The sequence below is a fragment of the Amycolatopsis ultiminotia genome, assembly GCF_039536925.1.
GTDB lineage: Bacteria > Actinomycetota > Actinomycetes > Mycobacteriales > Pseudonocardiaceae > Amycolatopsis > Amycolatopsis ultiminotia.
The window spans coordinates 169,172-190,864 of record NZ_BAAAZN010000001.1 but is presented as its reverse complement, the minus strand read 5'-3'; the positions used below and the strand labels follow the sequence as shown (position 1 = coordinate 190,864).

At 71.1% G+C, this 21,693-nt stretch carries 20 protein-coding genes and 1 pseudogene; 8 read left to right on the top strand and 13 right to left on the bottom strand.

Annotation, left to right across the window (positions count from 1 at the left end):
• Positions 1-28: 28 nt before the first annotated feature.
• Genes ABD793_RS00910 through ABD793_RS00870 form a run of 9 tightly spaced genes read right to left on the bottom strand, consistent with a single transcriptional unit; the run spans position 29 to position 8,731 of the window.
• On the bottom strand, positions 29-814 hold the full coding sequence (locus ABD793_RS00910) for a glycoside hydrolase family 16 protein (protein ID WP_344854278.1): 786 nt from the start codon (positions 812-814) through the stop codon (positions 29-31).
• 13 nt (positions 815-827) lie between these two features.
• A complete protein-coding gene (locus ABD793_RS00905; RefSeq protein ID WP_344854277.1) occupies positions 828-1,019 on the bottom strand; it encodes a hypothetical protein in 192 nt (63 codons plus the stop codon).
• Positions 1,016-1,564, bottom strand: coding sequence for an acyltransferase (locus ABD793_RS00900; protein WP_344854276.1), 549 nt, complete (start codon positions 1,562-1,564; stop codon positions 1,016-1,018). The genes ABD793_RS00905 and ABD793_RS00900 overlap by 4 nt, the downstream gene beginning before the upstream one ends.
• Positions 1,561-2,607 carry a polysaccharide pyruvyl transferase family protein gene (locus ABD793_RS00895; protein ID WP_344854275.1) on the bottom strand — a complete coding sequence of 349 codons (1,047 nt, stop codon included), beginning with the start codon at positions 2,605-2,607 and terminating at the stop codon, positions 1,561-1,563. Before ABD793_RS00895 ends, ABD793_RS00900 begins: the two co-directional genes overlap by 4 nt.
• Positions 2,604-4,313 carry a hypothetical protein gene (locus ABD793_RS00890; protein ID WP_344854274.1) on the bottom strand — a complete coding sequence of 570 codons (1,710 nt, stop codon included), beginning with the start codon at positions 4,311-4,313 and terminating at the stop codon, positions 2,604-2,606. The genes ABD793_RS00895 and ABD793_RS00890 overlap by 4 nt, the downstream gene beginning before the upstream one ends.
• Complete coding sequence (locus ABD793_RS00885; protein ID WP_344854273.1) at positions 4,310-5,569, bottom strand: polysaccharide biosynthesis protein; 1,260 nt, start codon at positions 5,567-5,569, stop codon at positions 4,310-4,312. The genes ABD793_RS00890 and ABD793_RS00885 overlap by 4 nt, the downstream gene beginning before the upstream one ends.
• Positions 5,566-5,919, bottom strand: coding sequence for a hypothetical protein (locus ABD793_RS00880; RefSeq protein ID WP_344854272.1), 354 nt, complete (start codon positions 5,917-5,919; stop codon positions 5,566-5,568). The genes ABD793_RS00885 and ABD793_RS00880 overlap by 4 nt, the downstream gene beginning before the upstream one ends.
• Complete coding sequence (locus ABD793_RS00875) at positions 5,916-7,967, bottom strand: glycosyltransferase (protein WP_344854271.1); 2,052 nt, start codon at positions 7,965-7,967, stop codon at positions 5,916-5,918. The genes ABD793_RS00880 and ABD793_RS00875 overlap by 4 nt, the downstream gene beginning before the upstream one ends.
• Positions 7,964-8,731, bottom strand: coding sequence for a glycosyltransferase family 2 protein (locus tag ABD793_RS00870; RefSeq protein ID WP_344854270.1), 768 nt, complete (start codon positions 8,729-8,731; stop codon positions 7,964-7,966). The genes ABD793_RS00875 and ABD793_RS00870 overlap by 4 nt, the downstream gene beginning before the upstream one ends.
• A 930-nt stretch (positions 8,732-9,661) precedes the next feature.
• On the opposite strand from ABD793_RS00870, the gene ABD793_RS00865 reads away from it, so the two are divergent.
• A complete protein-coding gene (locus ABD793_RS00865; RefSeq protein ID WP_344854269.1) occupies positions 9,662-10,345 on the top strand; it encodes a DUF998 domain-containing protein in 684 nt (227 codons plus the stop codon).
• Here the strand turns inward: ABD793_RS00865 and ABD793_RS00860 are convergent.
• Positions 10,299-11,306: an SDR family NAD(P)-dependent oxidoreductase gene (locus ABD793_RS00860; RefSeq protein WP_344854268.1), complete on the bottom strand. Its 1,008-nt coding sequence runs from the start codon at positions 11,304-11,306 to the stop codon at positions 10,299-10,301. The genes ABD793_RS00865 and ABD793_RS00860 overlap by 47 nt on opposite strands.
• Before the next feature lie 249 nt (positions 11,307-11,555).
• Between ABD793_RS00860 and fabG the strand changes: the two genes are divergently transcribed.
• The 7 genes from fabG to ABD793_RS00825 all read left to right on the top strand — a co-directional run bounded on the left by fabG (position 11,556) and on the right by ABD793_RS00825 (position 18,928).
• Positions 11,556-12,317: a 3-oxoacyl-ACP reductase FabG gene (gene fabG, locus ABD793_RS00855; RefSeq protein ID WP_344854267.1), complete on the top strand. Its 762-nt coding sequence runs from the start codon at positions 11,556-11,558 to the stop codon at positions 12,315-12,317.
• Positions 12,318-12,322: 5 nt separating this feature from the next.
• Positions 12,323-12,775, top strand: a complete 453-nt coding sequence (locus ABD793_RS00850) for a MaoC family dehydratase (protein ID WP_344854266.1) — start codon at positions 12,323-12,325, stop codon at positions 12,773-12,775.
• 120 nt (positions 12,776-12,895) lie between these two features.
• Entirely contained in the window at positions 12,896-13,921 is a 1,026-nt protein-coding gene (locus ABD793_RS00845) for a phosphotransferase family protein (RefSeq protein ID WP_344854265.1), read from the top strand.
• Complete coding sequence (locus tag ABD793_RS00840; protein WP_344854264.1) at positions 13,921-15,144, top strand: acyl-CoA dehydrogenase family protein; 1,224 nt, start codon at positions 13,921-13,923, stop codon at positions 15,142-15,144. The genes ABD793_RS00845 and ABD793_RS00840 overlap by 1 nt, the downstream gene beginning before the upstream one ends.
• On the top strand, positions 15,141-16,325 hold the full coding sequence (locus tag ABD793_RS00835; RefSeq protein ID WP_344854263.1) for an acyl-CoA dehydrogenase family protein: 1,185 nt from the start codon (positions 15,141-15,143) through the stop codon (positions 16,323-16,325). Before ABD793_RS00840 ends, ABD793_RS00835 begins: the two co-directional genes overlap by 4 nt.
• The gene (locus ABD793_RS00830; RefSeq protein ID WP_344854262.1) at positions 16,322-17,416 is read left to right on the top strand and encodes an acyl-CoA dehydrogenase family protein; all 1,095 of its coding nucleotides are present in this window, start codon (positions 16,322-16,324) and stop codon (positions 17,414-17,416) included. Before ABD793_RS00835 ends, ABD793_RS00830 begins: the two co-directional genes overlap by 4 nt.
• 531 nt (positions 17,417-17,947) lie before the next feature.
• Positions 17,948-18,928: an amidohydrolase family protein gene (locus ABD793_RS00825; RefSeq protein ID WP_344854261.1), complete on the top strand. Its 981-nt coding sequence runs from the start codon at positions 17,948-17,950 to the stop codon at positions 18,926-18,928.
• Positions 18,929-18,949: 21 nt separating this feature from the next.
• Here the strand turns inward: ABD793_RS00825 and ABD793_RS00820 are convergent, their stop codons facing one another.
• From ABD793_RS00820 to ABD793_RS00810, 3 genes and pseudogenes are all read right to left on the bottom strand, one after another.
• Positions 18,950-19,564: a TetR/AcrR family transcriptional regulator gene (locus tag ABD793_RS00820; RefSeq protein WP_344854260.1), complete on the bottom strand. Its 615-nt coding sequence runs from the start codon at positions 19,562-19,564 to the stop codon at positions 18,950-18,952.
• A 54-nt stretch (positions 19,565-19,618) separates the two neighbouring features.
• Positions 19,619-20,594 (bottom strand): annotated as a pseudogene (locus tag ABD793_RS00815) (phosphotriesterase family protein).
• Positions 20,595-20,880: 286 nt separating this feature from the next.
• Positions 20,881-21,672 (bottom strand): SDR family NAD(P)-dependent oxidoreductase, encoded by a 792-nt coding sequence (locus tag ABD793_RS00810; RefSeq protein ID WP_344854259.1) that lies wholly within the window; start codon positions 21,670-21,672, stop codon positions 20,881-20,883.
• Positions 21,673-21,693: the final 21 nt, after the last annotated feature.

Here is a 21,693-nt window from a genome sequence, read left to right as displayed (position 1 = left end):
GCGGCCGCCGGGCGGGCGGCCCGCCTGCTCACTTGTATATCTTGACCCAGTCGACGTGCACGATGACCTGGTCCGGGGTGGACGCGTCCGGCGCCGGGATCCAGCTGGGCGCGCCGAACGGGCCGGGCTCCTGCTGGATGACCAGGTGCATCGGATTCTTCGGGATGCCGGGGTTCTGCAAGCTGTACCGGGTGTCGTACACCGTCTGCCCGTCGATCGAGTACTTCACGAAATCCGGCTGCCAGTCCACCGCGTAGGTGTGCCACTGGGTGTAATCGCCCCACAGTTTGCCGCTCTCGCGCTTGCCGTTCGGCAGCGAACCCCAGTGGACCGACGACAGCGCGGTGGTGCGCTTCGGCTGCGCGCTTTCCACCAGGTCCAGCTCGCCGTCCTCGGGCCAGTGGTTGGACTGCGGCCACAGCAGCATCGCGGGGCCGTAGCCCTTGCCGGCGTCGAACTTCGCGCGGACCATCCAGAGCCCGTACGCCTGGTTGCCCGCTCCGCGGCACCAGCACAGCGCACCGGAGCGGTTGGTCTTGCCGCTCGGGTCCCTGCCGTGCCCGTTGATCCGCAGTTCCCCGCCGCCGACGCCGACCTCGTCCGGGCTCCACTGCGAAATCCCGTTGGACGACTTCGCGTTGTAGGGCGACCACTTCGTGGTGTCGAGTTTGGCGCCGGTGAAATCGTCCTCGGCGATCAGTCTGCGGGCATGTGCAGCGTGTTCCTGCCCCTCCGCCGCGCCACCGCCGAGTTGCGCGCCGAGCAGAAGTCCCACCACCGCGGCCACCGCGGTACGCGTCGTCCGGTTCGTCATCGGTTACGCCTCCTCACAGCTCGGCGAGCACCCTCGCCACGAGTGCCGCGACCAAAACCACCACGACCACAACGGCCGCGATGTCCATCCGGCGCAACACCGGTCTGTCGACCGTGCCGTGCTCGGCGACCACCGTCCGGGTCAGCACCAGCGCCAGCAGCCCGGCGAACGCCACCGCCGCCACCCAGTCCAGCCCGCCGATCACGGCGCGCCCACCGGGACACCGGACCGCACCAGCCGCGCCGGCACCCCGGCGTACAGCCCCGGTTCGGGACAGTCCCTGGTGACCACCGCGCCCGCCGCGAGCACCACGTCGTCCGCGATCGTCACCCCGGGCAGCACGGTCACCCTGGCACCGGTCCACACCCGGTCACCGATCCGCACCGGCCTGCCCACCGGCCGACGCGAAACCCCGCCGCCCGCCGCTTCGTGGTGCGACGTGACGACCATGGTCTGCATGCCCAGCTGGCAGTCGCGGCCGATCGAGACCTCCGCGACGAGCTCGAAAAAGCACCCGGTGTTCACGAACGTCCCGCTGCCCACTTCCAGGTTGCCCGGTCTGCCCGCGATCTGCAGCCCGGGGAACACGTTCGGCGTACGCACGGCCATCCCGCACGTCCGGTAGAGCGCCCATCGCAACGGCCGCGGCGTGAACGTGCTCGCCGCGACGACGTTCAGCAGCGCCCGCCGGGTCAGGAACCCGAGTTCCACGCGCAGTTCCCGGACCAGCCGTCCGGCGAGGCCGCTCACCGGGCACCCACCTCGGCGCCGGCCCGGATCCGGTCCAGCTCGGTGTGCAGCAGGCCACGCAGCTCCTCGACGCGGCCCTCGAGCCGTTTCGCTTCGACGTCCCGGCGGCTGCCGAGATCGCTGACGTGGGTGCGCAGGATGTCCGCGTTCACCACGTCCGTGCGCACCGAGGCGTCCTCCGCGCCGATCGAAGCGAGGAAGTCCGCGCACTTGGGCTGGTATTCCAGGCCGACCAGCGGCACCCCGGCGACCGCGCCGAGGACGAGTGCGTGCAGCCGTTCCGCGACCAGCACCGTGCACTCCCCCACCGCGGCGAGGTAGCTGTCCACGGTGCCGGTGGTGCGGACTTCCCCGGGCACGCCGGAGCGCTGCAGCGCGGCACGGGCGAGCGGTTCGTCCTTCGGGTTGATCACCAGGAACCGCACGGACCATCCGTCGGCTGCGGTGCCGCGCACGAGATCCGCGACCGCGTCGACCACCCGCTCGTGGTCGTGGCCCCACAGGTCGTCGCCGAATCCGAGGTTCACGCCGAGCAGCCGTTCCCGAGGTTCGGCCTCGGCGGCTTCGTGCAGCAGCGCGGGATCTCCCACGATCTCGGCGCTCACCCCGGCGTCGGCCAGCAGCGCGGCGGACCGCGGGCCGCGCACGGTGACCCGGTCGAACCGTTCGAGCAGCTTCGGCCAGCGGCCGAGTTCTCCTCCGGCGGAGAACGAATTCCGCCCCTGGAACGCGGGATCCTCCACGCCGATCCCGATCAGGTGCCACGGCCTGCGCCGGGCCAGCACGAGCCCGGTCGCGGTGAGCAGCAGCCGCCAGTTGCGCCTGCCGACCACCGTGCCGCCGCCGACCAGCACCGCACGCGCGCCCGAACCGCGGGCACCGCCGTCGAGGATCCGGCGCGCGAGCGCAGCCGGATCGTGCGGCGCGTGCCAGGACTCGACGCCGGTGAGCCGCGGCAGGAGTGCGTCGGCGATCGCGTCGTCGCCGAGATTGCCCTGCCCGGTCCAGCCGACGTAGAGCAGCCGCGCGGGTGAATCGGTCATCGGGTACCTCCGGATTGGTGGACGAGCAGCACGGAATCACCGATCCGCAGCTGTTCGCGGTAGGCGCCGGACGAGACCAGCTCGGTGTCGACCCTGCGGGTCCAGCCCGCGGGCAGGCCGAGCAGTGTCACGCCGTAGTTGTCCTGCGCCTGGTCGAGCACCACGAAATCGGGCCCGACCCGGCGCACGCAGGAGCCGACGTCCGGGGCGGGCGGACAGGTGCGTTCGAGCGAACCCTGCTTGACCTCCCCGACCCTGGCCCAGTCGAGCGGGGCGTAGGCGGTCAGCGCCGCGATCCGCTGGCCCGGCCGGGCCAGCCGGTAGGCCTCGGCGACCACCTCGCGGTCGGAGGCACGGAAGGCGACGTAGCTGTCGTTGCCACCGCGTGCGCCGACCAGCACCACCGACGACGCACCGAGCACGACGATCACCGCCGCGGTCCCGAGCTTGCGCGCCCGCGCCGTGCGCAGCCAGCGGTCGAGCCCGGCACCGGCGAGCGTGCACAGCAGCGGCAGCGAGTACAGATAGGACCGCAGCAGCATTTCCCCGCCGTAGGACTGGAGAGCGACCAGTCCGGCGGGCACGATCGCCGCCACGCCGAGCACGATCGGGCGCCCGCGCGGGGTGCGCAGGCCCCACCAGCCGGCCAGGGCGAGTACCCCGAGGAGCCCGACCAGCCCGAAGCGGAAGCCGAGCACGGTGAACCGGCCCGGATCGCCGGACACCCTGGCCTGCACGTTCTCCTGCACCGCACCGGAAAGGTCGCCGATGCCGCCGGTGAGCACGTGCAGATGCCCCACCCAGTAGTCGCTCGCGCCGAGCACCAGCCAGGTCAACGGCGTGAGGATCGCGACCGCGAGCAGCCACGGGACCCGCATCTTCCGCGTCACGGTGAGCACGAACAGGATTGCCGCGAAGGCGAACGGCGTGACCTGGTGTGTCGGGGCGAGTGCCACCAGCAGCAGCACGAGCCCGAACGACGCGACGATCCGGCGCCGGGGCGCGACGTCACCGCACAGCCACCGGAACACCACCGCCAGCGCACCGAGGTAGAGCAGGAAAACCAGGCCCTGCGGGGAAAAGTAGTCCTGCTCGACCCAGTTGACGCACAGGAACACCCAGGCCGCCAGCCACGGCACCCGGCCACGGCCGAGCACCGCGGTGGCGACCGCGTGCACGCCGATCGCGGCCAGCCCGGTCAGCACCGGCGGTGCCCACGCCAGCAGTGCTTCCGGATTCCCGATCCCGGCGAGGTCGCTCAGCCAGGCCGTCGCGGCGAAGAACGCAGGCCAGGAGAACCGCGCGTCGAACCCGTGCAGCACCTCGCCGTGGGCACCGATGTAGTCGGCCCAGCCCGCGTGCAGCCAGGCGACCGGCAGCCGGGCGACCGGCTCGGTGATCGAGGGCAGGCCGTACATGCCGACCAGGGCCAGCACGGTCAGCAGGGTGAGCAGCCAGGCACGCCGTTGCGGGGCCCGGACTTCGAGCACGAACGCGGTGGCGAGCACGACGAACGCCACCAGCACCGCCGGATGCACCGCGGCGATCAGGCCGAGTGACCCGAGCTTGCCGGGGTCGACGGGGGCGAGGAAGAGCACGTACAGCACCACCGCCAGCACACCGAGGACCGGCGAAAGCCATCCCCTCCGCCGTGGCGCGGGTTCTTCGGCGACCGTCTCCTCCGGTTTCGTCAGCAGCAGGCTCATCGCGCCACCTCACGCATCCGCCGGATCAGCCCCGGCAGCACCGTCACCGCGACCAGGGACTGCGCCAGCGTGAACCCGAGCGCCGGACCGCCAAGGCCAAGGCCCCCGGTCGGCAGCAGAACCCCGATCACCACGAGCACGGTGCCGGACAGCTGGATCCGCGCCGCACCGAGGCCGTTGCCGTCCATCAGCCGGGCGGCGACGCTGAGCGCGACGACGGTGCGAGCGACCACCCCGACGAGCACGATCCGCAGTGCGGCCGTGCCTTCCTCGGCGTAGGCGTGCCCGAACAGGCTCAGCAGCACCGGCGCCAGCACCAGCCCGACGACTGCGCCGGCACCGACCAGCAGCGAAAGCCGCTTGCCGACCGCGCGCAGGATCGCCGGGCGTTCGGCCGGCTCACCCGAACCGCGCAGCACCATCGAGTTCACGAACCCGTTGAGCGCGTAGTCGGTGGCGGTGAGGCCGTTCCACACCACGAAGAAGACCGCCCCGCTCGCCGGGCCGAACCGGTCGGTGACGATCAGCGGGACCACGTTGTACAGCACCGTCGTGCCGATGGTGGCCAGGTAGGTCGGGCCGAGGAAGGACACCACCGCGCGGCCGGAGGGCAGCTCCACGAGCGCCGGTTCGGCGCGCTTGCGGCGGGCCTGCAGGACGACGAGCACGCTCGCCACCGCGGTGCACACCACCGTCGGGGCCACCCACGAGGTGAGCACGCCGAGCGAACCGAGCGTCGCGCCGAGTACCGGCAGGACCGCGATCCGGGCGAGCCCGAACGTGCCGTTGAACAGCGGCACCCACCAGACCTTGCCGAGTGCGGCCAGCACGTAATCCTGCAGCTGGAACAGCGCCCAGCACACGCTCGCCAGCACGAACAGCGCGGCGAGCGGACCGGGTGCGGCCTGCCTGCCGACCGGCAGCAGCACGAACACGATCCCGCCGGCCACCGCCGTCGCCGCGACCACCAGGTAGCCGCGCCCGACCAGCGCGCCGCTGCGGCCGCCCGCGCCGGGCAGCCAGCGCAGCAGCCCGAGGCCGACGTTGAGCTGCGCGATGCCCGCGATGAGCACGAAACCGGACACGAACGAAGCGGCCCGCCCGACCGCGTCCGGGGGCAGGGTGCCCGCCGCGACCACCCAGCAGACCAGCCCGGCCACGCCGGTGATCATTGCGCTGAGCGAAAGTGCGGTGCCCGCGCCGAGTGCGCGCCGGACGCCGCCGGAGGCCGCGGGCGCGGTTGCCGAACTCGTCACCGGCGACCTCCTGCCGGACGCTGCGCCGTGGCCAGGTGCACGACCAGCAGCACCCCGCAGACGGCCAGCCCGACGGCCGAGGCCAGTCCGGGCTGCCAGCTGGTCAGCAACATGATCTGGGCAGCGAGCAGATCGAGCGCGAGGCTGGCCGCGAGCACCAGCGCCCAGGTCAGCGACGACGTGCCCGGCCGGAAGAACGCCACCACCGACCAGCCGGGGACGGCGAGGAAGAACAGCAGGGTGACGCACAGCCGGACCGGTCCGGTCAGGCCGGCCACCGCGAGCGCCGCGGTGCCCAGCGTGACGACGAGCAGTGCGGCACTCACCGCGGTCATGGTTCGTGCGGTCACCGGGCGCGCTCCCGCAGCAAGGCCAGTGGTGCGGACACGGTTCCCCGAAGCTGCTCGACGATCAGCCTCCGCGGAACCGCAGGCGGCTCAGCGCCGGTCCCGGTGGTCCCGGCATTGTCCGACCGCCTGCCGAGCAGCCGGGGCAGTCCGCGAGGCACCGCAAGGGCGAGCTCGCGAAGACCACCGGGGCGGGCGGCGTGCAGAAGGTACATCGCGGCGAGGCCGGTACCGTACCCGCGCAGCTGCCGAAGCAGCTCCCCTTCGGTGGCACGGTGTTCATGCCGAACCACGGCGTGCGGCGTGTACACCACCCGCTCGCCGGAACGCACCAGCCGCAGGTAGAGGTCGAGGTCTTCGCCGGACTTCGTACGCCGTCCGGGGCCGAGCCGTTCGTCGAAGCCGCCGAGGGCGAGGAAAGCGTCCCGGCGCCAGGCCATGTTGTTGCCCGAACCGAACCGCCCCGGAGACTGCAGGCGGTGCGGGTCCGCGTCGAAGGTCTGCCGCCGGTAGCCCTTGCCGAAGCCGCCGAACGCCTCGAACCACACCTGCGCGGGTGTGTCCAGGCACAACGGCGCGACGAGGCCGGTGACGCACGGCGTGCCGGGCTGCGCCAGTTCCGCGACCAGTTCGACGAGCCAGCCCCGGTCCACCACGGTGTCGTCGTCGGTGAACGCGAGCACTGTGCCGGTCGCCTCGCGCGCGCCCCGGTTGCGTGCCCGGCTCGCGCCCGGCACCGGTTCGTGCAGCAGCCGGATCCGGTCGTCTGTTGTGGACAGTTCGCGCAGCTGCGCACGGGGCCCGTCGGGAACGTTGTCCACGATCAGGATTTCCAGGTCCGGATACCCGGTGGCCAGCAGGCTCCGCACGCACCGGGCGACGTCGTCGGGACTGCCCGCGGTCGCCAGCACGACGCTGACCCGCGGCAGCGTTTCCGGCCGCGGCGGCCGTTCGTCCCGCTGTGCGGCCAGCCTGCCGGCGAGCACGGCGGCGTCCTCGGGACGGCGCACCGAGCCGAGCACCACCTCACCGGAGCGCACGAGCGCGGCAGCCTCGCCGGACCAGTCCACTTCGGACTCGTCGGCCAGATCGACGGTGCGGACCGGAATCGAGGACGTTTCGGGCTCCGGTTCGAACGGACGCAGCCGGCCACGCAGATACCCCGCGCCGGCTGCCGCGGTGGCGACCACGATGCCGCCGACCCCGGCGACGTTTCCTCCGCGCAGCTCGCGCACCACCGCCTTCGGCAGCACGGAACGCAGGTAAGACCGTTCGGTTTCCAACGCGTCCTGTTTTCCGACCAGCCGGGACACCGCGGCCTTGGAAATCCCTTCGGCCCAGCTGCGGTGCCGGATGTAGCCGCGGGCGGTGCGGTTCGGGGTGACCCGGTGCCGCACCGTCGCGGCCGGTTCCAGGACCACCTTCGCCCCTGGGACCTCCTGCCGCAGCCGGATGCACAGCTCGGTTTCCTCGCAGCCGAGCGGAAGCGCCGCGGTGCGGCCGACGCTCTCCGCGAATCCGCCCAGCCGTTCGAGGTGTGCCCGCCGGAACGACATCGCGCAGCCCATCAGGTTCCGCACCTCGGCGCGGGTCTGCGGCTGACCGGTGTAGCCGCAGCCGACGATCCAGTACAGCTCCGGGGTGAGCCACCGCGGCGCCGAACCGTCCGGCCACGCCGGGATCGCCCGTCCGCCCACCGCGGCGACCGCCGGATCCGCGTACGGCGCCAGCATTTCCTCCAGCCACCAGGAATCCGCCGTGGCGTCGTCGTCGAGGAAGGCCACGATCTCCCCCGTCGCGGCTTCATAACCGGTGTTGCGCGCACCGGAGAGACCGGCCCGGTGATGGTTTTCCAGCACCCGCACGGCAGGCGCGCCGAGTGCCTCGCTCGCACGCCGCAGCAGCGCGGGGTTGTGATCGACGACGACGATCAGCTCGGCGGGCGGGCGGGTCTGCCCGCCCACCGACTTCACCGCCTCCACGACGTCGTCCCAGCGGTCCTCGGTGTAGCAGCAGAGCACCACCGACACCGCGGGATGCCGTTCGGTCATGAGCCCACCACACGGTCCAAACCGGACACCGCGGCCTCACCGCGGCGGCGGTTGCGGCGGGACCGCACCGATTCGCGGAAGATCACCCGCAGCACCCGCAGTCCGTCGCGGAAGGTGTCCAGGTTGCTGGTGCCGTAGATCCGGTCGCGCTCGAAGCTGGGCACCTCGGCGATCTTGAGCCCGGCGAGCGCGATCCGGCAGTTGATCAGCGTCTCGACCTCGAACCCGTCGCCCCAGCGGGGCTCCGTGCCCGCCGACGAGGGCAGGCCCAGCGCCGGGATCGCGTCCGCCCAGAACGCGTTGTAGCCGTAGCACAGGTCGGTGAACCGGGTCCGCAGCAACAGGTTCGTCAGTCCACTGAGGACCGCGTTGCCCGCCCGGCGCAGCAGCGTGATGTCGTCGCTCCCGCCGCCGGCGGCGAACCGGGTGCCCTTGGCGAAGTCGGCACCGGCGACCAGTGTCTCGACGAACGCGGGGATCTCCTCCGGTGCGGCGGACCCGTCGGCGTCCACCATCACCACGATGTCACCGGTCACCCGCTCGAACCCGCAGGCGAGTGCGTTGCCCTTGCCCTTGCGGGTCTGCGGGACGATGTCCGCCTCCGGCAGGCACCGCCGCGCGACCTCGACCGAATCGTCGGCGGAATGCCCGTCGACCACGATCACCTGGTGCACCGGCGGCAGGGTGGGCAGCACCACCTCCAGGTTTCTCGCCTCGTTGAGCACGGGTATGACCAATGTGATGCGGGGATCGGGAGTACGCATGGCCACCTTTCACGGGTGTCGGAACGGCGTCGCCGTCGGGCGGCGCACGCACTGGCATCGGAAAACGGGCGGAGCGGGTGGTGGCGGCGGAAACCGCTCCGGATCGGGGAAACCCGGGCACCGGCACCGCTTCGGCGACGTCGTCGGCGCGGGTTCGGCTACACTGGTCACCGGAGGAGATGAGACCGCGGCGCTGCAATGCGCAGCAAGGAGTGAACGCACCACATGACCGGCGAGAAGATCTGCGTGTGCGGGCATCCCGAGGCGGTTCATCGCCACTTCCGGCGGGGCAGCGACTGCGGTAGTTGCGGTGCGCAGAAGTGCCCGCGGTTCAGGCGGGACAAGCAGGCGAGCCAACCTGCCGAAACCGGGCAAACCACACTCCCGGCACCGGGAAACGGTCGACGGTGACCTGATCAGGCTTGTGGTCTTCGCGCATCTCTGCCGAATTCAACGGCTTCCCGGCGGTTAAGCTTCAGCGGGGGGACCAGGAATCTGTGCCACATGAGAAGTCCGAACGGGTTGTCGGGGGATCTTCCGTCAATTGCGCGTGAAGCTGAGAATCACAGGGCGAGCGGACAATGTCAATAACTCACCGACTACTCTGCCCTCCTTTACCCGACGATGGTCTAGACCTGGTCACGAGGGTCTTGCCAACCGCCACGTAGATCATTCATACTTTGTTGTTGGCCACAACGAAACCGGCCTGTGACCAGGGCGGCAGTGCCCGCGGGCGGCGCCGGACACGTCCACTGTGGACCCGATCCCGCCCGGTCCGATCCAACCCCGTCCCCATGACGGTCGGGTATACGGATGGTAAAAGCGCCACGGCATTCTCGTGCCGGGTTCCGGTCCGCCGTCCGGGCACCCGTGCGGTGACCGGGTCATTCGTTCACTCCGGACATATCCCGCACCTGGCAGGCTGACCACATGCCCACCGTGCCCGGGGACCGCCGCCCCGTCCTGCTCCCCCTCGCCGGGGTCGCCGCACTCGCCGCCGGGGCCGCGCTGGTCCTGCTGCTGCAGCTGGTTCCGCCGACCGACGAGATCAGCGTCACCCAGCGCACGATCAGCGAGTACGGGCTGTCGGACAACAAGTGGGTGTTCGACCTCGCCGTCGCGCTCGTGGCTGCGGGGTCCGCGCTCACGCTCACCGTGCTGCGCAGGCAACGGCGGCTGCCGGCCGCCGCGGCCGTGTTCGGTGCGCTGTGGACGATCGGGTTGCTGGTGGTCGTCGCGTTCCCGAAGACCGACTGGACCAACGCCGCCGCTTCCGGCGCGGGCGGCACGCTGCACCGGATCGCAAGCGTCGTGGCGTTCGTCTGCCTGCCGCTGGCCGTGCTCGTCGCGGCCCGCCCGGTGTTCCCGGACTCGCCACGCCGCCGCCTCGCCGCCCGGCTGCTCGCCGTACTGTCGCTGGCCTGGTTCGCCGTGCTCCTCGGCGCCATCGCGGTCGCCGCCGGTACCGATCAACGCTGGTGGCTGATCATCCCGCTGGGTCTGGTCGAGCGCGGAATGGCGCTCACCGAACTGAGCGCACTCGCCGCGCTCGCGGTCCCGGTGCGGGTCACTGCACCGACCAGCCCCCGTCCGACGGCAGTACCGCCCCGTTGATGTTCACCCCGTCGTCACTGAGCAGGAACGTGATCGACGCGGCGAGGTGCTGCGCGGTCGCGATCGGCGGAATGAGCCGGTGGAATTCACGCAACCGCTCGGAGCCGAATTCCGACCACTGCAGATCGCGGGCGATCCCGGTCGCCACCCCGCCGGGCGCAACCGTGTTGAACCGCAAACCTCGCGGCCCGTACATGAATGCGCAATTGCGGGTGATCCCGACGACCGCGTGCTTCGACGCGGTGTAGGCGACCCCCGCCGCCGAACCACGCAGCGCCGCCTCGGACGCCACGTTCACCACCGAACCGCGGCCGGCGTCGAGCATCGACGGCAGTACGGCCCGGATCAGCCGCATCGTGGCGTCCACGTTCACCGCGAAGACCCGCCGCCACATCTCGTCACCGACCTCGTGCGCCGGGGAGAAGTCGTCGGAGACACCCGCGACGTTGGCCAGCCCGTCCACCCGGTCACCGGCCGCCGCCAGGATCCGCTCGACCCCGGCGGGATCGGTGATGTCCGCGGGCACCGGGGCCGCCCCGGTCTCCTGCGCCAGCGAGGTGAGCCCGTCCGCGGCCAGATCGACCGCGACGACCCGGCCGCCCTCCGCCGCGATCCGTGCCGCGGTGGCCCTGCCGATCCCGGACGCCGCCCCGGTCACCACGACCGTGCGGCCGGTGAAGCGGTCCGGGACGATCCGCTCGCGCCATCCGGACTCCGGTTGCTCCTCGGGCAGCAGGCCGCCGTTGACCCGCCGGACCAGACCCTGCACGACCTCGTCCGGCAGCCTGCCCTGGCTCAGCTCGGCCAGCTGCCGCAACGGCAGCCCGCGGGCCGGGGCGAGCACGGCCGGATCCGCCCCGCCTTCCGTGATCAGCTCGCGCAGCAGCGCGCCGCCCTCGGGGTGATCGAGCCAGTCGCCCACCGTGCTGCCCGCGCTCAGCGGACGGGGCGATCCGGACATGGTCGTGCTCCTGACTTTCGAAGCGGGTCCCCGGATAGTGGCGCCTACTGCCTCGTTAAGTCAAATGCCTGAGAAAATTGCCGCACGGGGAAGGGCTCGCGTGGTTCTCGTAATAAGCGTACGCTTAGCCGCCTGCGGCGATCGCCGGAACGCGGCAGACTGCCCAGTGCCCTGCTTTCCCGGCGACTCGCCGCGGAACCGCCGGACGACGGTTCCGCGACGATGTTTCTCGACGATGAGGAGACCCCCGTGAGCGATTCCCCTTCCCGCGTGGCCATCGTGACCGGCGCCGGCCGTGGCATCGGTGCCGCGGTCGCCCGCCGCCTCGCCGCCGACGGGTTCGCCGTCGGACTGCTCGACCTCGACGAGGCGGGCGTGCGCGAGGGCGCCGAGGCGATCGTCGCCGACGGCGGTCGCGCCGTGGGTGTGCCACTCGACGTGAGCGACGCCGACCAGGTGGATGCCGCCGTGACCCGGGTCGCCGAGGAACTCGGCGCGCCGACCGTGCTGATCAACAACGCCGGCATCACGCGGGACAACCTGCTGTTCAAGATGACCGAACAGGACTGGGACTCGGTACTGAACGTGCACCTGCGCGGCTCGTTCCTGATGACCCGCGCGGTGCAGAAGTACCAGACCGAGCAGAAGTGGGGCCGGATCGTCAACCTGTCCAGCACCTCGGCGCTGGGCAACCGCGGGCAGGTCAACTACTCCGCGGCCAAGGCGGGCATGCAGGGCTTCACCAAGACGCTCGCCATCGAACTGGGCAAGTTCGGCGTCACCGCCAACGCGATCGCCCCGGGCTTCATCGCCACCGACATGACCGCGGCCACCGCGGAACGGGTCGGGATGAGCTTCGACGAGTTCAAGGCCGCCGCGGCCGCGCAGATCCCGGTGCAGCGGGTCGGCACGCCCGAGGACATCGCGAACGTGGCCGCGTTCCTCGTCAGCGAGGGCGCGGGTTTCGTGTCCGGTCAGGTCATCTACGTGGCCGGCGGACCGAAGGACTGAGCGCGATGCGTATTTTCCCCGACCTCGCCGCATTCGCCGCCGCCGTGGGCGAGCACCTCGGCGAGAGCGAATGGCACCCGGTCACCCAGGACCAGGTGCAGCAGTTCGCCGATTCGACCGGCGACCACCAGTGGATCCACCTCGACGCGGAACGGGCCGCGAACGGGCCGTTCGGCACCACCATCGCGCACGGGTTCCTCACCTTGTCGCTGATCCCGATGCTGGGCCAGGAGATCTACCGGGTCGACGGGCTGACCATGGGCGTCAACTACGGGCTCAACAAGGTGCGCTTCCCGCAGCCGGTCAAGGTGGGCTCGCGGGTACGCGGCGGCGCCGAGCTGATCGAGATCACCGACGTGCCGGGCGGAAAGCAGGCCGTGGTGCGCTGGACGGTCGAGATCGAGGGCGAGAGCAAGCCCGCCTGCGTGGCCGAGACGGTCTCCAGGCTGATCGGGTGACTCCCCCGGCGCGCACCGATCGGGGCGCGCCGGGACCCGGTCGGGCGAGGGCCGGGTGCTTTCCGGTATGACATACCGACTAGTCGGTACCGCGACGAGGAACCACCCGTAGGAGGCTCGATGACCCGCACCGACCCACCCGGACTCGACCTGACCCGGCTGCGTGCCCATCTGGACCGGGAGCGCCCGGGGCTCGTCGGCGGCGAGCTCACCGCCGAGGTGGTGCAGGGCGGCCGGTCCAACCTCACCTACCTGGTGTCCGACGGCGCCGGACGCTGGGTGGTGCGCCGCCCGCCGCTCGGGCACGTGCTGCCGACCGCGCACGACATGGGCCGCGAGTTCCGCGTGCTCACCGGACTCGCCGGCACCCCGGTGCCGGTACCGCAGACGGTGCTGTTGTGCACCGATCCGGACGTGCTCGGTGCGTCGTTCTACGTGATGGAATTCGTCGAGGGCACGCCGTATCGTTCGGCCGAGCAGCTGACAGAGGTCGGCGCCGAGCGCACCAAGGCGATCGCGGACGCGCTCGTGGACACCCTGGTCGATCTGCACGCAGTGGATCCGGAAGCCGCCGGGCTCGGCGATTTCGGGCGCCCGGAAGGGTTCCTGGAACGGCAGCTGCGGCGCTGGAAGAAGCAGCTCGACGGCTCGCGCAGCCGCGACCTTCCCGGCGTCGACGCACTGCACGACCGGCTGGCCGCGAAGCTGCCCGCGTCCGGGCCTGCCTCCGTCGTGCACGGCGACTACCGGCTGGACAACGTGCTGGTGGACGACCGGGACCGGATCAGCGCGGTGCTGGACTGGGAAATGTCCACGCTCGGCGACCCGCTCACCGACCTGGCACTGCTGGTCGCCTACGCCGAGCGGGACAAGGTTTCCCTGCAGATGGTGTCCAACGCCAGTTCCGCACCGGGATACCCGAGCACCGACGAGGTGATCGCCCGCTACGCCGAGCGGTCCGGACGTGACGTGTCCGCGCTCAACTGGTACGTGAGCTTCGCGTTCTTCAAGCTCGCGGTGATCCTCGAAGGCATCTACTACCGGCACAGCAAAGGCCAGACCGTCGGCGCGGGCTTCGAGGGCATCGGCGACGGCGTCGCCCGCCTGATCTCGCACGGCAACGAGACCCTCAAAGAGGAGAGGTAATGGACTTCGCGTTCGACGACCGGACCGAACAGCTGCGCGGGCAGCTGCTCGAGTTCATGGATTCGCACATCTACCCTGCCGAACCCGTTTTCCAGCAGCAGCTGGCCGAGCGCACCGATCCGTGGTCACCGCCGCCGATCGTCGACGACCTGAAAGCCGAGGCCCGCGGGCGAGGCCTCTGGAACTTCTTCCTCCCCGGCGAGCAGGGGGCCGGGCTGACCAACCTGCAGTACGCACCGCTGGCCGAGATCACCGGCCGCAGCCCGCATCTGGCGCCTGCCGTGGTCAACTGCGCCGCCCCGGACACCGGGAACATGGAAGTCCTGCACATGTTCGGCAGCGAGCACCAGCGCAAGCAGTGGCTGCAACCGTTGCTGGACGGCGAGATCCGCTCCGCTTTCGCGATGACCGAACCGGACGTGGCGTCCTCGGACGCGCGCAACATCGCCACCCGGATCCGCCGCGAAGGCGACGAGTACGTGATCAACGGCCGCAAGTGGTACATCTCCGGCGCGATGAACCCGAACTGCGCGATCTTCATCGTGATGGGCAAGACCGATCCCGAGGCCGCACCGCACCGGCAGCAGAGCATGATCCTCGTCCCGCGGGACACGCCCGGACTCACCGTCCGGCGCGGCATGCAGGTCTTCGGCTACACCGACGGCGATCACGGCGGCCACGCCGAGGTGCTGTTCGAGGATGTCCGGGTGCCCGCGGAAAACCTGATCGCGGAAGAAGGTTCCGGATTCGCCATCGCGCAGGCGCGACTGGGGCCGGGCCGCATCCACCACTGCATGCGGGCGATCGGCATGGCCGAACGGGCACTGGAGCTGATGTGCCGCCGCACGCTCTCGCGCGAGACGTTCGGCAAACCGATCGCCGAATCCGGGGTGGTGCAGGACTGGATCGCCGAATCGCGGGTGCGGATCGAACAGCAGCGGCTGCTCGTGCTGAAGACCGCGTGGCTGATGGACACCGTCGGCAACCAGGGTGCGCACACCGAGATCCAGTCGATCAAGATCTCCACGCCGAGCACCGTGGAATGGATTCTCGACAAAGCGATCCAGGCACACGGTGCGGGTGGCGTGAGCCAGGACTTCCCGCTCGCCGAACTGTGGGCAGGGGTGCGCACGCTGCGACTCGCCGACGGGCCGGACGAGGTGCACAAGCGCTCACTGGCCCGCCGGGAACTGAAGAAGTACCGGGCGGAGGCGGGCCGATGACCCTGACCGCCGACGACGTGCGCGGGCAGGTCGCGGACTTCCTCGCCGCACACGATCCGAAGTCCACCGCCCGCCTGGACTTCCTGCGCGCCCGGTTCGACGCCGGCCTCGCCTGGGTGCACTTCCCGGAGGGGCTCGGCGGCCAGGGTGCGCCGCGGGCCCTGCAGCCCGGCATCGACGCCGCCTTCGCCGAGGCCGGAGCCCCGGACAACGATCCCGGCCGGATCATGATCGGCCTCGGGATGGCCGCACCGACCATCCTCGCGTTCGGCACCGACGAGCAGCGCCGCCGCTTCATCCGTCCATTGTGGACCGGCGAGGAGGTGTGGTGCCAGCTGTTCAGCGAACCTGGTGCGGGCTCCGACCTGGCCGCACTGGCCACCCGTGCGGTGCGCGACGGCGACGACTGGGTGGTGACCGGGCAGAAGGTCTGGACCTCCAGCGCACACAACGCGCAGTGGGCGATCCTGGTCACCCGCACCGATCCGGACGTGCCCAAGCACCAGGGCATGACGTATTTCCTCTGCGACATGACCGCACCGGGCGTCGAGGTCCGTCCGCTGCGCCAGATCACCGGAGAGGCGGAGTTCAACGAGGTGTTCCTGACCGAGGTGCGGATCCCGGACACCCAGCGGATCGGCGCGGTCGGCGAGGGCTGGAAGGTCGCGCAGACCACGCTGATGAACGAGCGGGTGGCCATCGGCGGCACCGCGCAGCCCCGTGAGGGCGGGATGCTCGGCGTGCTCACGAAAACCTGGCGGGAACGGCCCGAGCTGCGCACCCCGCAGCTGCGGGACCGGCTGGTGCAGCTGTGGGTGGAGGCCGAATCGCTGCGGCTGGCCGGTGACCGGCTGCGTCAGCAGCTCACCGCCGGTGCGCCGGGGCCGGAGGGATCGGCGGTGAAGGTGGCCTTCGCCGAGCTGAACCAGAAGCTGAGCGGACTGGAGATCGAGCTGCTCGGCGAGGAGGGCCTGCGGTACGACGACTGGACGTTGCGGCGTCCGGAGAAGGTCGACTTCGTCGGCCGCGAGGCCGGGTACCGGTACTTGCGGGCCAAGGGAAACTCGATCGAGGGCGGCACGTCCGAGGTGCTGCGCAACATCATCTCCGAACGCGTGCTGGGACTGCCGTCCGAACCGCGGGTGGACAAGGACGTCGCCTGGAAGGATCTGCCGCGATGAGCTCGCCGGACCTGCTGTATTCGGACGTCGAAGAGGATCTGCGCTCGTCCGTGCGCGCGCTGCTGACCGACCGGGCAGGCCCCGCCGCGGTGCTGGCGCGGGTCGAGACCGCCGAACCGTACGACCGGCAGCTGTGGCGGACGCTGGCCGCCGACCTCGGCGCCGCCGGTCTACTGGTGCCCGAGGAGCGCGGCGGGCACGGTGCTTCGGCCAGGGAAGTGGCTGTGGTGCTGGAAGAACTGGGCCGGAGCGTGGCACCGGTGCCGTTCCTCGGCAGCGCGGTGCTCGCCACGTCGGCGCTGCTGGCCACCGGCGAGGACGTGCTGCTGCCCCGGCTGGCCGCGGGCGAACTGACCGGGGCACTCGCAGTGCCCCTGTCGACTGCCCCCGGCTCGCCGTTCCCCTCGACGGTGCGGGCCGACGGCACGCTGACCGGTGAGGTGCGCACGGTGGCGGACGCTTCCGTGGCGGACGTGCTCGTGGTGCCCGCGGTGTCCGCAGACGGCCCCGGTCTGTACGCGGTGGAAGCATCCGACGCGACCGTCGTCGAGGCGGTTTCCCTTGACCTGACCCGGCGAATCGCCGACGTGACGCTGTCCGCGGCTCCTGCGCGACCGGTCGCGCTCGGCGCGGCGGCCGAGTCGGCATTGGACGGTGCGTTGACGGCCGCGGCCGGTCTTCTCGCCTCGGAGCAGACCGGGCTCACGGAATGGGCACTGACCGAAACCGTGACGTACCTGAAGGGCCGCTACCAGTTCGGCCGCCCGGTGGGTGGTTTCCAGTCGCTGAAGCACCGGCTGGCCAACCTGTACACCGATCTGGTCAGCGCCCGCGCCACCGCCCGCTACGCCGCGGACGCGCTGGCCGCCGGCCACGACGTACCGATCGCGGTGGCCGTCGCACAGTCCAGGGCCGCCCCGATCGCCGTGCACGCCACCGAAGAAGCCATCCAGCTGCACGGCGGAATCGGCATGACCTGGGAACATCCGGCGCACCTTTACCTGAAACGCGCGAAGAGCAACGAACTGGCCCTGGGCACCCCCGGCCGCCACCGCGCGAGGCTGGCAGAGCTGGTGGAGCTACCCGCTTGACGTACCGGGGTTCTCCCGCCCGGCCCGCGGGTCGGCGGGAGAACCCCCGGTGCGGCTGTCCGGGCGGCCGGGCAGAGGCCGGTCGGCCACGCGGTGACCGCCGTACAGGGCGGGCAGATCACCGGTATCGGCCTGCCCGTCCGGATGTCCTCCGCCCGGCTCCCCTGCCGGCCCGGCCCCGGCGTATGCGGCAGGCTTCACCGCGATGGTCGCCGTTGCGCCGCCTCCGTTCCCCCTGTCGCCTTTTGAGCCCGCCTCCGCTGTGCTATCTCCATTGCGTTGCCGCCGTTGGGCCGCCTCCGCTGTGCTATCTCCGCTGCGCTGCCTCCGTTGCCCTGATCGTCGAGCCGCGGCGCCGCGAAACCTTCACCCGATCGTGATTTCCCTTTCCCCGCAACGTCTTTCCTCGTTGTCCGGCCGTCGGCTGCCGGTTTGTGTCGGGGTGCCTCGCTAATGTCGTGATCATGCCGGAAGCACCTCCGCGGGCCTACGGGATGCCGTACCCTCCACCGGAAAGCGAGAATGCCGACCATGACCCTCATTGCCGTCGAAGAGCACTGGATCCTGCCGGAGCTGGCAGCTGCGCTGGAGGCCGTGCCGCCGGAAACCCGTGACGAAAGCCTCGCCTTCAACAACACGGGCGACCACCGGCAGCGTCTGGAAGATCTGGGCGCGGGCCGGATCGCGGCGATGGACGCGCAGGGCATCGACGTGTCGATCATCGCGCTGACCCCGCCGGGCACCCATCCGCTGCCACCGGGGGAAGCCCTGCGGCTGAGCCGCACCGCGAACGATGTGGCCGCCGCGGCCGTCGGCGCCCATCCGTCCCGGTTGCGGGCCATGTCGACGCTGCCCCTGTCCTCACCCGGCGACGTGGCAGGCGAGCTCGAACGAGCCGCAGGCCTCGGCCACGTCGGCACCATGGTCTACGGCCGCTCGGGCGACCGTTTCCTCGACGACCCGGCGTACTACGACTTCTTCGCCGCCGCGGAGGAGCTGCGCCAACCGGTGTTCATCCACCCGCAGGTGCCCTCGGCCGCCGTGCGCGACGCGTCCTACCGCGGTCTGGGTCCGGCCACCGACCTCGCTCTCGCCACCTTCGGCTGGGGCTGGCACCTGGACACCGCGACCGCCGCACTCCGGCTGATCCTGCGCGGCACCTTCGACCGGCATCCGGGCCTTCAGGTCGTACTGGGGCACTGGGGTGAAATGCTGCTCTTCTGGCTCAACCGGGCCAATGGTCTCGCCAAGGTCGCCGGTCTGCGGCATTCGGTGGCGGACTACGTGCGGTCGAACTTCGTCATCACCACGTCCGGCATGTTCGATCCGGTGCTGCTGCAGCACGCCAGGTCGGTCGTCTCCGCGGATCGGCTGGTCTTCTCCACCGACTACCCTTTCCAGCACCCGGCCGGCGCGGAGATCGAATCCTTCCTGGCGCACTTCCCTTCCGGGCCGGAACGGGAGAAGTTCTCCTCGGCCAACGCGGCGGCACTGTTCGGCATCGACCTCTGACGGGCACCGGAGGCGAACGTGTCAGGGCCGCAGCATCGACAGCAGCAGATCCGCGAACTGGTCCCCCACCTCACGAGCCGACAACGGCCCGCCGCGGCGGTACCAGGTACCCAGGTGGTGCACCGAGCCGAAGAAGAAATCCACCACCAGCTCGGCCGGTTTGTCGGCGCGGAATTCGCCGGTGGCCTGGCCTTCCTCGACCAGGCTGCGGAAGCGCTCGTGGTACTTGCGCCGTTCGGCGCGCACCGCCTGGCGTTTCTGCGCGGAAAGCTGGTGCATGGACTGCAGGAAGATGGTGTTGTCGTCGAGATTCGCCACGCTGCTCACCACCACGTCGGACGCGGCGGCGGCCAGCCGGTCACGCAGCGGGGCGGCGCTGTCGGCAACGCCCTCCAGCTGCGCCGTCTGCCCGCGCAGCACCCGTGCGTAGATCTCGTAGAGCAGATCGTCTTTGGAGCCGAAGTAGTGGTACATCGCGCCTTTGGTGACGCCGGCGGCTGCCACGATCTCCTGCACCGAGGTGCGGTCGAAGCCCTGCTTCGCGAACAGTTTCGTCGCCTGCTGCAAGAGCCGGCGCGGCACCGCGGCCTGCTCGTCCGCAGCGGCACCGGCCTTCCGCACGGTCGCTCCAGGCATCGGGCAGCTCCCTCCGTCGCCCCCGGGAAGCGGTCAGCATACTGGCCGGACGGATCAGTGCGGCTCTGCGTACGCGAGGAACCGGCGCGGATTGCCGACCAGCATCGTCGTCAGGTCGTCCTCGCTGACCCCCCGTGCGCGCAACGCGGGCAGCACGTCGTTCGTGATGTGCAGGTAGTGCCAGTTCGGCAGCACGGCCTCGCGCGTGGGCCGGTCCATCCAGTCGAGGTAGCACGAAGCATCCTGCGAGAGCACCATGCTGCCCGCGTATCCGCGCTCGCACAGCGCGGTGACCGTCGCGACCCGATCCTCGAAAGGCAGGTACGAGTCGATCCCGAAGCGGTCCATCCCGAGCAGCGAACCGCGGTCGGCCAGTCCGGTCAGATACCCCAGATCCGTGCTGTCACCGCAGTGCCCGATCAGCACCCGCCGCAGATCCACGCCCTCGGACTCGAACACGTTCTGCTGCTCCAGCCCACGCCGCGTGCCCGCGTGCGTGTGGGTCATGATCGGCGCGCCGGTCCGCCGGTGTGCCTGCGCAACCGCGCGCAGCACCCGCTCGACCCCGGGGGTAAGGCCCGGCTCGTCGGTGGCGCACTTGAAGCACCCCCGCCTTCACCCCGGTGTCCGCGATGCCCTCGGTCAGATCGCCGACGAACATCTCCACCAGCGGTTCCGGCCCGCCCAGCGGCGTACCGGGGCCGCGCATCGAAAGGTAGTGCGGCACGTCCCGGTAGGTGTAGAGCCCGGTCGCCACCACGATCTGCAGGTCCGTCGCGGCCGCGACCGCCTGCACCCGGGGCAGATACCGGCCCAGCCCGATGACCGTGGGATCCACGATGGTGTCGATGCCGGCCGCCTTGAGCTCGCGCAGCTTGCCGATCGCCTCCGGCACATGCACGGCCTCGTCGAACCCGTCGTGCTCCGGGTAGTTCACCACGAATTCGGGGCTCAGCACGAAGATGTGCTCGTGCATCAGCACCCGGCCCAGTGCCTCGGGCGGCACCGCCCCGCGGACCGTCTCGACCACTTCCCGCCCCTTCCCGCACCGACGGCACCATGGTGCCGCTCCACCGGCAGCCCCGCACAGTGAGCGGCCCAGCCGGCGCCCCACCGCAGCAGAGCCCAGGCGACACCGCACGGCGACAGGGCCAGGCGGCGCCGCACCGCGACAGGGCCAGGCGGCGCCGCACCGCGACAGGTCAGCCCACGCCGCACCGGCCCAGACGACACCACACCACAACAAGCCCAGCCCACACCGCACACCCCAGGCGACACCACACGGCGGCAGTGCTGGCCGCCGCACGGTGGCGGGGTCAGCCGGATCGGGCGCTGATGCCTCCGTCCACCGGCAGGCAGACGCCGTTGACGTAGGCCGCCTCGTCCGAGGCGAGGAAGACCGCGGCGTGCGCGACGTCCCAGGGGCTGCCCATCCGTCCGGTCGGGCTCGCCGCGTCGCGGGCCGCCCGTGCCCGCGCGACCGTCTGCGGATCCCGGTGCAGCTGACGGCCGACCAGCGGGGTGTCGATCAGGCCCGGCAGCACGGCGTTGACCCGGATCCCCTGCCGGGCGTGGGTCAGTGCCAGCGACACGGTGAGCTGGTTGACCGCGGCCTTCGCGGCCATGTAGGCCGGGTAGTCGTACCCGGTGTGGCGGATGCTCGCCAGCGAGGAGACGTTCACGATCGCGCCACGGCCGGCCGCGAGCATGTGCGGCAGGGTGTGCTTGCACGCCAGGAAGACCCCGGTCAGGTTCACCGCGATCGTCCCGTCCCAGTCCGTCCGCGAAAGCCCGGTCGCCCCGCCGGTGAGCGCTGCGCCGACGTTGTTGTGCAGCACCGACGGCACGCCCAGCGTGGTGACCACGGACCCCACCGCGGCCAGCACGTCGTCCTCGTCGGTCACGTCGGCGGTGAGGGCCACGGCCGTACCGCCCTCGTCCTCGATCAGCCGCGCGGTTTCGGCCGCGCTCTCCGCCACGAGGTCCACCGCGGCGACCTTCGCCCCTTCCCTGGCGTAGGCCAGTGCGGCAGCGCGGCCGTTGCTGAGCTCCGCACCACTCGATCCGGCTCCGAAGACCACCGCGATCCGGCCGTCCAGACGCGCCACGGTGCCTCCTTCGTGCGATCA

Bases quoted from the DNA above. Each gene is read 5' to 3' on its own strand.
- ABD793_RS00910 (WP_344854278.1), bottom strand. From the start codon at position 814: ATGACGAACCGGACGACGCGTACCGCGGTGGCCGCGGTGGTGGGACTT.
- ABD793_RS00895 (WP_344854275.1), bottom strand. From the start codon at position 2,607: ATGACCGATTCACCCGCGCGGCTGCTCTACGTCGGCTGGACCGGGCAG.
- ABD793_RS00890 (WP_344854274.1), bottom strand. From the start codon at position 4,313: ATGAGCCTGCTGCTGACGAAACCGGAGGAGACGGTCGCCGAAGAACCC.
- ABD793_RS00875 (WP_344854271.1), bottom strand. From the start codon at position 7,967: ATGACCGAACGGCATCCCGCGGTGTCGGTGGTGCTCTGCTGCTACACC.
- ABD793_RS00870 (WP_344854270.1), bottom strand. From the start codon at position 8,731: ATGCGTACTCCCGATCCCCGCATCACATTGGTCATACCCGTGCTCAAC.
- ABD793_RS00865 (WP_344854269.1), top strand. From the start codon at position 9,662: ATGCCCACCGTGCCCGGGGACCGCCGCCCCGTCCTGCTCCCCCTCGCC.
- ABD793_RS00860 (WP_344854268.1), bottom strand. From the start codon at position 11,306: ATGTCCGGATCGCCCCGTCCGCTGAGCGCGGGCAGCACGGTGGGCGAC.
- ABD793_RS00850 (WP_344854266.1), top strand. From the start codon at position 12,323: ATGCGTATTTTCCCCGACCTCGCCGCATTCGCCGCCGCCGTGGGCGAG.
- ABD793_RS00845 (WP_344854265.1), top strand. From the start codon at position 12,896: ATGACCCGCACCGACCCACCCGGACTCGACCTGACCCGGCTGCGTGCC.
- ABD793_RS00840 (WP_344854264.1), top strand. From the start codon at position 13,921: ATGGACTTCGCGTTCGACGACCGGACCGAACAGCTGCGCGGGCAGCTG.
- ABD793_RS00835 (WP_344854263.1), top strand. From the start codon at position 15,141: ATGACCCTGACCGCCGACGACGTGCGCGGGCAGGTCGCGGACTTCCTC.
- ABD793_RS00830 (WP_344854262.1), top strand. From the start codon at position 16,322: ATGAGCTCGCCGGACCTGCTGTATTCGGACGTCGAAGAGGATCTGCGC.
- ABD793_RS00825 (WP_344854261.1), top strand. From the start codon at position 17,948: ATGACCCTCATTGCCGTCGAAGAGCACTGGATCCTGCCGGAGCTGGCA.
- ABD793_RS00820 (WP_344854260.1), bottom strand. From the start codon at position 19,564: ATGCCTGGAGCGACCGTGCGGAAGGCCGGTGCCGCTGCGGACGAGCAG.